This is a genomic window from Bradyrhizobium sp. 154, assembly GCF_023073875.1.
Lineage (GTDB): Bacteria > Pseudomonadota > Alphaproteobacteria > Rhizobiales > Xanthobacteraceae > Bradyrhizobium.
The window spans coordinates 109,755-120,027 of the sequence record NZ_JADPKG010000112.1 but is presented as its reverse complement, the minus strand read 5'-3'; the positions used below and the strand labels follow the sequence as shown (position 1 = coordinate 120,027).

The window sequence follows — 10,273 nt, the reverse complement described above, 5'->3', positions numbered from 1 at the left end:
CGGGAGCGGCGCCCTTCTCTCCGGTCGAGGCGATTGCTAATCTGCACGAAAATATTGGATCAACAGGATCCGGGCCCGGGAGTAAACCGAGATGCGCTTGAAGGACAAGGTTGCGATCGTCGTCGGCGCGGGGCAGAGCCCGGGCGAGGGCATGGGCAACGGCCGCGCCACTGCGCTCACGTTCGCGCGGGAGGGTGCCAAGGTCTTGTGCGTCGATCATCATCTGGACTCGGCGCAGGAGACGGTCGCGATGATCACGGCGAAGCAGGGCACAGCCGCAGCCTTCAAGGCCGACGTGACCAAAGCCGCCGACATCAAGGCGATGGTCGCGGACGCGCAATCGCGCTGGGGCCGGATTGACGTGCTGCACAACAATGTCGGCGTCAGCCTCGCCGGCGGCGATGCAGAATTGCTGCAACTGACCGAAGAAGCGTTCGACCGCGTCGTCGCCATCAATCTGAAGAGCTGCATTCTCGCCGCGAAAGAGGTGATCCCGATCATGCGCACGCAGAGAGGCGGCGCCATCATCAACATCTCCTCGATGGCGGCGATCACGACCTACCCTTACGTCGCCTACAAGGCGACGAAATCGGCGATGATCGCCTTCACCGAACAGCTCGCCTACCAGAATGCCGAATACGGCATCCGCGCCAATGTCATTTTGCCCGGCCTGATGAACACGCCGATGGCCGTCGATACCCGCGCCCGCGAATGGCACAAGACCCGCGCCGAAGTCGAAGCCGAACGCGACAGCAAGGTGCCGCTGCGCAGGAAGATGGGCACCGGATGGGACGTCGCGAATGCCGCGCTGTTCCTGGCTTCAGATGAAGCGAGCTTCATCACCGGCGTGACGCTGCCGGTGGATGGCGGTGCGAGCGTGAGACGGGGGTAGGGTTCTCTTTCTCCTTCTCCCCTTGTGGGAGAAGGTGGCGCGAAGCGCCGGATGAGGGGTTCTCTCCAATCGCCCAACCGTTCGTGAGGATGGAGACCCCTCACCCGTCACGCCGCTTCGCGGCGAGCCACCCTCTCCCACAAGGGAAGAGGGGGCAGCGTCACGCGGCGCGCTCAGCGCGAATACGTCACCCGCCAGATCGTGCCGTTGCCATCCTCCGACACCAGCAGCGATCCGTCCTTCGCCACGGCAACGCCAACCGGCCGTCCCCACACTTCAGTGTCGCTCACGACGAACCCCGTGACGAAATCCTCGTACTCGCCCGTCGGCTTGCCGTCCTTCATGCGGATGCGGATCACCTTGTAGCCGGTGCGCTTCGATCTGTTCCAGGAGCCGTGCTCGGCGGCGAAGGCGTCGCCCTGGTACTCGGGCGGAAACTGCGTGCCCTGATAGAAGGTCATGCCGAGCGAGGCCGAATGCGGCTGGATCAGCACGTCGGGGACGGTCACCTTGTCCTTGAGGTCCGGCCGCGCGCCGGCGTGGCGCGGGTCTTCATTGTTGCCGATATAGAACCAGGGCCAGCCGTAGAAGCCGCCCTCCTTCACGCTGGTCACGTAATCGGGCACGAGATCGTCGCCGAGGCCGTCGCGCTCGTTGGTCGAGCACCAGGGCAGGCCAGTCTGCGGCTGGATCGCAAGACCAACGCAATTGCGGAGGCCCGTGGCGTAGATCTTCCGCTTCTTGCCATCGGGATTGAAGGCCAGCACGGCGGCGCGCTCCGTCTCGCTGGCCCAGGCAGCGCCAAGCGGTTGCGCTTTCGACCACGCCTCCAATCCACCCGGCGGCGTGCCCATGCCCTCGGCGACGTTGCTGAGTGAGCCAACCGACACCAGCATGCGTTTGTTGTCGGGCGTGAACACGATGTCTCGGGTGGAATGTCCGCCGTCATGCGGCAGGCTTGCCACGATCGTTTCCGCCTTGCCGCGTGCCTTGAGATCGCCGGCCTGGTAGGGAAAGCGAACGACGCTGTCGGTGTTGGCGACATAGACCCATTGCGGGTTGTCACCGTCCGGAAAGAAGGCGATGCCGAACGGCTGCCTCAGGCCGCCGGCAAACACCTCGTTGGTCGCGGCCTTGCCGCCATCGCCCGCGCGCAGCACGCGGATGGTGCCGGCCCGTGTCTCCGCGACAAAGACATCCCCATTCGGCGCGACCCGCACGATGCGCGGCGCGCGCAGGCCTTCGGCGAACAGCTCGATCTTGAATCCGGCCGGGACCCGGAGCGCGGCCTCCGGTGGGCGCGGCACCACACGCGACGAGCTCGCAACGGAGCGCGTCGCGCCGGGCCTGACCAGATCCTGTGGCCGGATCAACCTGACCGTGCCGGGCTTGTCGGCCCGCCAATCGCCGTAGGCATCCTTGCCCTGCAGCACCGGCTCACCTTGTGCGCTGGTGGCAGCCGCGACCAGCAATCCCGCGAACATCGCAACGGACCATATTCTGTCTTTCACGTCTTTCTCCCGGCCTGCGCGTCTCAACGTCAACATGCGACGATCCGCAAACGTTCTGCGGCAGGTCATGCGCCTGCCGAATCCGACATCAGTTCATGCCCGCACGATGGGCATCAGCCGCGGCCCATCGTACTGGAAAATGCGGCTGATCGGTGCGACACATTGGTGGGGCGCGATTGCCGGTTGTTCAAAGCTGCGGCATTGGTGTCGCGACTGATCGGGGTGATCATGTGGGGATCCGTCATATCGGAATGGGCGAGCCTGCTGCTGCGCTGGCTGCACGTGGTGGCGGCGATTGCTTGGATCGGCAGTTCCTTCTACTTCATCGCCCTCGACCTCGGTCTCAGGCCCAAGAGCGACCCGCCGGGCGACCTGCCTGACGGCGTGCAGGGCGAAGCCTGGCAGGTCCATGGCGGCGGCTTCTATCGGATCATGAAATATCTGGTCGCACCGAGCCAGATGCCGGACGAGCTGACCTGGTTCAAATGGGAGGCCTACACCACCTGGCTGTCCGGCTTCGCGCTGATGGTGGTGGTGTATTATCTCGAGGCCGATTTGTTCCTGGTCGACAGATCGATCCTCGACCTTACGCCATTCCAGGCGGGCCTGTTCAGCTTCTTCAGCCTCGCGCTGGCGTGGCTGCTTTATGAGGCTGCCTGTCGCACTGGGCTTGCGCGGCGCGAGCTGCCCTTTGCCATCGGCGGCTATCTGTTCCTGGTCGCGCTGACCTACGCCTTCACGCATGTGCTGAGCGGCCGCGGCGCCTTCAACCAGATCGGCGCGATCATCGGCACCATCATGGTCGCCAACGTCTTCGCGCTGATCATCCCGAACCAGAAGAAGATCGTAGCCAGCCTGATCGCGGGACAGGCGCCTGATCCCAGGCTCGGCAAGGCCAGCAAGGAACGCTCGGTCCACAACAACTATCTGACGCTACCCGTGGTCGTGCTGATGATCAGCAACCACTATCCCCTGCTCTACGCCACGCGCTTCAACTGGATCATCGTCGCGATCATCCTGGCACTCGGCCCCGTGATCCGCCACTTCTTCAACGCGCGGCATGCGGGGCGCAAATCGCCGTGGTGGGTGTGGGGCGTGGCAGCGGTTGGCGTGATCGCGATCCTGTTCCTCTCCGCCGCCGGACCGCGCGACGTCAAGACCAGCGCCCTGCCGGCGCAGCCGACGCTCGCCAATGTCGAGGAGATCGTGATGTCCCGCTGTAGCATGTGCCACGCCGCCGAGCCGGTCTGGGCCGGTATCGTCGCCGCACCGAAAGGGATACTGCTCGACGCGCCCGAGCACATCCATCGCAACATCCGGCTGATCGGCCGCGTCGCGGCTTGGTCCAATGCGATGCCGCCGGGCAACATCACCGAGATGACCAGTGAGGAGCGCGCCATCCTCGCCGCTTACATCGAGCAGGCCCGTTGATGCCGCCGCGCATCGACAGCATTTCGCAGAATGAAATTTCCGCATGTTTCGCTGAATTGAAAATGACTTGACCGTCTATCAGGCGTAGACATGACCGGCAGCCGCCGGAGCGGCCCAATTCAGCTCGCAATCGGGGAAAGAACAGTGGCCCTCAAGAACGTCACCGGTATCGACCACGCCGTGGTCATGGTGAAGGACCTCGACAAGGCCGCCGAGAACTATCGGCAGCTCGGCTTCACCGTCTCCCCGCGCGGCACCCACAGCGTCCATATGGGCACGGGCAACTACACCATCATGTTCGATCCCGACTATATGGAGCTGCTCGGCGTGCTCGCTACGACCGAGCTCAATGCCCCGGCGCGCGCTTTCCTCGACAAGCACGGCGAAGGCATCGAGCGCATCGCCTTCACCGCGGTCGATTCGGCCGCAGGTGCCGAAGAGATCCGTGCACGGGGCCTGGAGCCGATCGGCCCGACCGATTTCGAACGGCCCGTGACGCTGCCGAATGGCACGGTCTCGGCGGCAAAATTCCGCACCTTCATGTGGCCGACCGTGGAGGCGCCGGGCGGCGTCCGCATCTTCGCCTGCCAGCACAAGACCCGCGAGACGGTGTGGATTCCTGAATTGATGAAGCATGCCAATGCAGCCAGGCGGATCAAGCAGACGCTGATCGCAACGCCTGAGCCCGCGAAAGAAGCTGCGCACCTCGGCCAACTGATCGACCGCGAGCCGAAGGCAGAGGCGGACGGCGCGGTCACCGTGCCCTCCGGCGGCGATCGCGCCGACTTCGTCTACCTGACGCTGGACCAGCTCGCCAAACGCTATCCCGGCGTGCCGCTCGCGGGCCTCTCCGAGCGCGGCGGCGCGGCGCTGGTGCTCATCAGCGGCGACCTCGCGGCAACCGAGAAGGCGCTCGGTTCGGCAGCCATGCGCAGCGGGGGCGCCATCTGCGTGCCGCCGGCCAAGGCCAACGGCACCCTGCTCGCCTTCGTTGCCGGCCGATCTGAACCAATTCTTTAGCGTTCAGGGTCCAAGCGCATGTTCAAAGAGGGATCGGCGATCGCCTATGACGCGCCGGCCGAGCCGAAGAAGTGGCCGTCGGCGAAAGGGTAGAGGCAGAAGGACCGAGGCCCGCCCTATCTCGTCTACAGCGGCACGCTCGCCGACTGCGTCCGCGAGTTGAGGGGCAAGCCGATCAAGGCCACCTCGCTCTACGACATCATGACGAGGCCGCAACCGGCCTTCCAGACCGTGCTGCGGCCCGGCGACGCCGCCGAGATCGCGATGCGCAAGGATTTTCCCAAAGATCAGTTCGAGGTCCGCCCGCCGGTCGGTCTGCTCCGCTGCTTGGAGGAGGATTCCGTCGGCGCATCGAGGAAGACGACGGGTGTACCGCGCTTCACGTTCTCGCCGAGCACACGAGCGTCCCAATTGGTGAGCCTGATGCAGCCGTGAGACGCGGACTTGCTGACCCTGTCGGGCTCTGCCGTTCCATGAATGCCGTAGCCCTGCGCCGACAAGCCGATCCAGTACGAACCCACCGGATTGTTCGGCCCCGGCTTGATGTCGAACGGCCTTTTGGATTTGACACTCTTGAACTTGTACTCGGGATTGTAGTGATAGGTCGGCTGCTCGTTGGTGCCGGTTACCTTCAACGTCCCCGTTGGCGTCGGGCGGTCCGGACTGCCGATTGACGCCGGATAGAACGCGATGAGACGACCGGTCTCGTCGAACGCCTTCAGTGTTGCGTTCGTCTTGTCGATCTCGACCCGCGCAATCCGCGGAAGCTCCCGTCGCGCCGGAACATTGGCCACGACAATCGTCTCGCCGGCTTTGTCGAAGGCCTTTCTTGGATTGAGCGCCTTCAACAGCTCCTCGCTCATGTGGAATTTTTCCGCGAGCCCTTCGAGCGGACTGGTGTAGCTCAGCGCCTCCAGCGACTTCATGTCATCGAGCTTGGCCGGCAGCTTTTTGAGGAACGGCCCCTTCACATCTGCTTCGGTGATCTTGTAGTCGACGACGACAGGACCTTCGCTCGCCGTGCTCAGCCTCTCCCAGAGCTCCGGTGCTATGCCCGCGTCGGATGCGATCCCGTTCTGCTCGGCGAATGCCTTCAGCGCCTTCTGCGCGTTCTCGCCGAATTTGCCGTCGATCTGGCCGGGAGAGAATTGGGCACGATCGAGCAGGATCTGAAGCTTCAACACCGAAGCGTTGATCTTGTCGGTCGCCGGCTGCTTTTCAGGACGCGCAGCATCGTTCACCGCTGCTGCGTCGAAATTGCCCGCGAATGCCGGGCAGAGCAACCAGAGCGACATCACCGCGCCAAGCATCCATCGCACCATGATCGCTCTTCCCAGCTCGCAACAGCGATCCGCAAAGCCGCGGAGAGTTTCTCATCAGGAACACCGTAGTAGCACCGACGGAACCCATAAGACCGCAGCTTTGCCGCAATCGCGCGGTTAAGAACTCCTTATCGCCGGCGCATCGCTGGCCGCTCACCCCACAGTTCGAGGTTGCCCCAGTAATGCGATTTGTCGTCGCGGCTTGCGCCGCATTTCTAATTCTGATGTGCGATCTCGATCCGTCGGCGTCCCGGCAAACATCAACATTCGACACCACTGTTCTTCAGAACAATCATGCCTTGCCACTTGTTCCGGTGGTCGAGCTCTTCCTTGCCAGCGTGCAGGCCATCGAGCTCGCCAATGCACGCGCGGCCTATGAGGAGAAGAGCGATCCGCCACGCGCGAGCGAAACCGTCGCCGAGGGGCCCGTTTCACCGACAGACCGGTTCTGCCACGCGCTTCGTGAGGCAGCCGAAACCAGCGGCATTCCGGTGCCGTTCTTCGCGCGCCTCATCTGGCAGGAGAGCCGCTTCAAGTCCAACGAGGTTAGCCACGCCGGCGCGCAGGGCGTCGCGCAATTCATGCCCGAGACCGCCGCCGAAGTCGGGCTCGACGATCCGTTCGATCCCATGAAGGCGCTGCCGGCATCGGCAAAATTCCTGCGCAAGCTCCGTGACGATTTCGGCAATCTGGGCCTCGCAGCCGCCGCCTACAACGCAGGCCCCGGCCGCATCCAGAAGTGGCTTGCGAAGGAGAGCGAGCTGCCGCGAGAGACACGCGACTATGTCCGCATCATCACCGGGACCAGGGCCGACGACTGGACCGAGCGCGCGGAAGCGCTTGCGATTCGGATCGACCTGCCGCGCGAAGCGCCGTGCGAAGGCGTCGGCAGCCTCTCGAAAGCCAGGGATGTCGCCTGGGTTCCGGTCAACCTGACGCCTTCGGTCACGACCATCATTCGCAAGGGCGAACAGCTTGCCGCACGGCTGACCGCGAACCGCGCCCGCAAGCGGTTCGCGACCTTGCTCCGGAAGAACACTTCGGCTCACGGCAACGCGCGCAGCATGATTGCAGCACGCGCGGCCGGAAAGAGCGCGAAGACCCGCGCTATCCGTTTCGCGGCGCGCGAACGGACTTCGGGCTGATGCTCTGATTCGGAAGTCGCTCGACAGAGCGACTTCCGATCGGCGGGAGGCTAGTCGATCTCCTCGATCACGCGACGCTCGCGCGGCTCGATGACGTAGGTGCGCGTGTCACGGTGGATGTAGCGATATTCCCGCAGGTCCGGCGCATCGTGATAGACGGTGCTCGGAAATTCTTCCACCTCGACGCTCTCAGGAACGCGGTCGCCGACACGAATCTCGGTGCGTGCCGTGCTGCCGGTGGTCTGCCGTTCGCTCCGTCCTTCGGTGCGGGTCTTCACATGCTTGCGGATCGCTTCACGATCGCGATCTGAGAACTTGCTGGCGCTACGCTCGCGCGTGGTCGTCGTTGTTGCGGTGGACTGCCCCGAATATGGCAGCACCGTCACGATCTTGTAGGTCGCCGGATCGACCACGACGATCTGATCCTTCACCAGCGCGAAGCTGTAGCCGCGATATTGCGGCACGATCTCGACGACGTCAGGCGGCAATGTCGAGAGATGCACGTCGCGCGGCACCACGGTGCCGACATTCAGCGAGAAATTCACACTGGTCAGCGGCCGCACGTTCAGGCGCGAGATCGAGGTACTGATCTTGGTCTCCTGCTGCTTGTTGAGGTTGACGTCGGTCTGAGCGGCCGCCTGTGAATTGGTGCCGGACCGCTCGCCCTGCGCCTGATTGCTGGCTGGCGCATTCGGCGACTGTTGCGCCTGGTTGGCCCCAGATGCCGCGGGCGCCTGCTGAGCCTGATTGGCCGGCGGCGGATTGGACCGATCCTGCGCCTGGTTCGTGTTCGCCGGTGGCGGGTTGGCGCCCTGCTGCGTCGCAGGCTGGTTGCCGGCCGTGTTCGAGCCTGCCGCGCCGCTCTGCGGCCGCGTGGACGTGTCCGCGCTGTTGGCAGCATTTGAGGTGCCGGAACCGGAGTTCGCAGACCCGGAAGGCGGTGCGCTTGTCTGCGCATTCTGCGCCGAGCTTCCTGTCGGCGGTGATTGCTGCGGTTGCGATGTGGTCGACTGCTTGTCAGCCGCGCCCGATGGCGAGGTGGTGGACGGCGCGGTGGAATTTGATTGGGATTGCGGTGTCTGCTCGGACTTCGTGGTCGTGCTTGGCGATTGCGCAAGAGCGGCGCTCGCCAGCACCAGCCCTAAGGCGGTGGTTGCCAACAGGCGGATCATGGTTCACTCCATTTTATCAAATGAACATTGGCTACTAACTTGCGTTAAAACGCTCTGTTCCACTTTTTCCCGAGAGAAGGACAGACCGCCGCCACGGAACTGCGATGCCATCGAAGAGCGCCGGAATCATCGCCTATCGGAAGGGCCGCAGACTCGAGGTTCTCCTCGTTCATCCCGGAGGCCCGTTCTGGCGCAACAAGGATCTCGGTGCATGGTCGATCCCGAAGGGGGAGTATGCGGGCGAAGAAGATGCGGAAATCGCCGCGCGGCGGGAGTTTGCCGAGGAGCTTGGACTCGAGCTGTCCGTGCCGCTGATCGCGCTTGGAGAGGTCAGGCAGCGCGGCGGCAAGCTCGTCACCGCGTTCGCAGCCGAGTTCGACATCGACACGCGCAGCATGCGTAGCAACACGTTCGAGATTGAATGGCCGCCACGCAGCGGCAAACGGCAGACCTTCCCGGAGGTCGACCGTGCCGAATGGTTCGCGCTCGAAGAGGCGAAGGAGAGGATCAACGCAGGACAACGCCCGCTGCTTGATCGGCTGAAGCGACTGGCCAGCGGCGAATAGGCGCGCCGCTCAGACCGGCTTGTCGTCGCTTGCGGGAGAGGGTTGGGGAGAGGGTGTCTCCGCATTGGGAGTCCCCGAGAGGAAAATGCCCTCACCCGGCGCTACGCGCCGACCTTCCAGCAAGCGGAAGCGGTTAAGGGAGGCCCGCAGCGCGATCATGCGCAAACGCAAGCCTCCCTATTCCGCCTTGATGCTCGCGGCCGCCACGACGTCGGCGAGCTCCTTGGTCTCCTTCGCGATCTTGGCGGCGTACTCAGTCGGGCTGAGCACCGAGACCACGCCCTGCGAGCCGAGCTTATCCTCGACCGACGGATCCTTGGCAGCAGTGATGATCTCCCGGTGCAGCGTCTCAAGGATCGGGGCGGGTGTCGCCTTCGGCATGAAGAAGCCGACCCAGAACGAGATGTCGAAGCCGGGATAGCCGGCTTCCGCGACGGTCGGCACATCAGGCAGCGACGGCAGCCGCTCGGCTGAGGACACCGCGAGGGCGCGCAGCTTGCCGGCCTTCACCAGCGGCACCGCGGAGAGCGGATCAAACACCGCCAGCACCTCCTGAGCGAGCAGGCCGACCTCGGACGCCGAACCTCCGCGATAGGGCACATGGATCATCTTGATGCCGGCCTTCTGGCTGAGCAGCTCCATGGCGAGATGGGCGAGGTTGCCGTTGCCGCCCGAGCCGTAGGCGAGCGCGCCGGGCGCGGCCTTCGCGGCGGCGACGAGATCGGCCACCGATTTGATGTTCGCCGTCTTGGGATTCTCGGGATTGACGACGAGCACGAGCGGCGCCGAGACCACGGTGGTGAGCGGCGCGAAGTCTTTCTCCGGATCGTAGCGGATATCCCTGAACAGCGTCTTGTTGAGCGTGATTGTGGACGAATTGCAAGCGAGGATAGTGTAGCCGTCCGCGTCCGCGCGCGCGACGCCTTCGGCCGCGATCATGCCGTTGGCGCCGGCGCGGTTCTCGACCACGAAGGGCTGTCCGAGCTTGTTGCTTAAGCGATCGCCGATGATGCGCGCGACGACGTCGACCGGGCCGCCGGCGCTGAAGCCGACCATGATCTTGACCGGCCGCGCCGGATATTTCTGCGCGAGCGCCTGTGTCGTCACGCACAATCCGGCGACAATCGCCAGCAGGCGAAGCGTTCGTTGCATTCGTTCCCTCCCCAGACCTCATCGCGCCGCTTGTGCATGCTTGTTGGTGCGACGCGCTCGTA

At 64.3% G+C, this 10,273-nt stretch carries 9 protein-coding genes; 5 read left to right on the top strand and 4 right to left on the bottom strand.

The features are described from left to right. Nucleotides 1-91 precede the first annotated feature (91 nt). Entirely contained in the window at nt 92-892 is an 801-nt protein-coding gene (locus IVA92_RS27795) for an SDR family NAD(P)-dependent oxidoreductase (protein WP_247279235.1), read from the top strand. A gap of 173 nt (nt 893-1,065) precedes the next feature. Here the strand turns inward: IVA92_RS27795 and IVA92_RS27790 are convergent, their stop codons facing one another. After that, entirely contained in the window at nt 1,066-2,403 is a 1,338-nt protein-coding gene (locus tag IVA92_RS27790) for a sorbosone dehydrogenase family protein (protein WP_247279234.1), read from the bottom strand. Between the two features lie 228 nt (nt 2,404-2,631). Between IVA92_RS27790 and IVA92_RS27785 the strand changes: the two genes are divergently transcribed. Together IVA92_RS27785 and IVA92_RS27780 are read left to right on the top strand one after the other, a co-directional pair. Continuing rightward, complete coding sequence (locus IVA92_RS27785; RefSeq protein ID WP_247279332.1) at nt 2,632-3,834, top strand: urate hydroxylase PuuD; 1,203 nt, start codon at nt 2,632-2,634, stop codon at nt 3,832-3,834. A gap of 144 nt (nt 3,835-3,978) precedes the next feature. Beyond that, nucleotides 3,979-4,854, top strand: coding sequence for a VOC family protein (locus tag IVA92_RS27780; protein WP_247279233.1), 876 nt, complete (start codon nt 3,979-3,981; stop codon nt 4,852-4,854). A gap of 287 nt (nt 4,855-5,141) precedes the next feature. Here IVA92_RS27780 and IVA92_RS27775 read toward each other — a convergent pair whose 3' ends face one another. Then, complete coding sequence (locus tag IVA92_RS27775) at nt 5,142-6,176, bottom strand: L,D-transpeptidase family protein (RefSeq protein ID WP_247279232.1); 1,035 nt, start codon at nt 6,174-6,176, stop codon at nt 5,142-5,144. A 182-nt stretch (nt 6,177-6,358) separates the two neighbouring features. Between IVA92_RS27775 and IVA92_RS27770 the strand changes: the two genes are divergently transcribed. Then, nucleotides 6,359-7,321 carry a lytic transglycosylase domain-containing protein gene (locus IVA92_RS27770; RefSeq protein ID WP_247279231.1) on the top strand — a complete coding sequence of 321 codons (963 nt, stop codon included), beginning with the start codon at nt 6,359-6,361 and terminating at the stop codon, nt 7,319-7,321. Between the two features lie 50 nt (nt 7,322-7,371). On the opposite strand, the gene IVA92_RS27765 is transcribed toward IVA92_RS27770, so the two are convergent. Next, nucleotides 7,372-8,493 (bottom strand): DUF1236 domain-containing protein, encoded by a 1,122-nt coding sequence (locus IVA92_RS27765; protein WP_247279230.1) that lies wholly within the window; start codon nt 8,491-8,493, stop codon nt 7,372-7,374. Nucleotides 8,494-8,597: 104 nt separating this feature from the next. On the opposite strand from IVA92_RS27765, the gene IVA92_RS27760 reads away from it, so the two are divergent. Next, nucleotides 8,598-9,059, top strand: a complete 462-nt coding sequence (locus IVA92_RS27760) for an NUDIX domain-containing protein (protein ID WP_247279229.1) — start codon at nt 8,598-8,600, stop codon at nt 9,057-9,059. A 177-nt stretch (nt 9,060-9,236) separates the two neighbouring features. Here the strand turns inward: IVA92_RS27760 and IVA92_RS27755 are convergent, their stop codons facing one another. Beyond that, nucleotides 9,237-10,211 carry a tripartite tricarboxylate transporter substrate binding protein gene (locus IVA92_RS27755; protein WP_247279228.1) on the bottom strand — a complete coding sequence of 325 codons (975 nt, stop codon included), beginning with the start codon at nt 10,209-10,211 and terminating at the stop codon, nt 9,237-9,239. Between the last annotated feature and the right edge of the window lie 62 nt (nt 10,212-10,273).

Coding starts and splice junctions, on each gene's coding strand:
- IVA92_RS27795 (WP_247279235.1), top strand. CDS start 92: ATGCGCTTGAAGGACAAGGTTGCGATCGTCGTCGGCGCGGGGCAGAGC.
- IVA92_RS27785 (WP_247279332.1), top strand. CDS start 2,632: ATGTGGGGATCCGTCATATCGGAATGGGCGAGCCTGCTGCTGCGCTGG.
- IVA92_RS27775 (WP_247279232.1), bottom strand. CDS start 6,176: ATGGTGCGATGGATGCTTGGCGCGGTGATGTCGCTCTGGTTGCTCTGC.
- IVA92_RS27770 (WP_247279231.1), top strand. CDS start 6,359: ATGCGATTTGTCGTCGCGGCTTGCGCCGCATTTCTAATTCTGATGTGC.
- IVA92_RS27765 (WP_247279230.1), bottom strand. CDS start 8,493: ATGATCCGCCTGTTGGCAACCACCGCCTTAGGGCTGGTGCTGGCGAGC.
- IVA92_RS27760 (WP_247279229.1), top strand. CDS start 8,598: ATGCCATCGAAGAGCGCCGGAATCATCGCCTATCGGAAGGGCCGCAGA.
- IVA92_RS27755 (WP_247279228.1), bottom strand. CDS start 10,211: ATGCAACGAACGCTTCGCCTGCTGGCGATTGTCGCCGGATTGTGCGTG.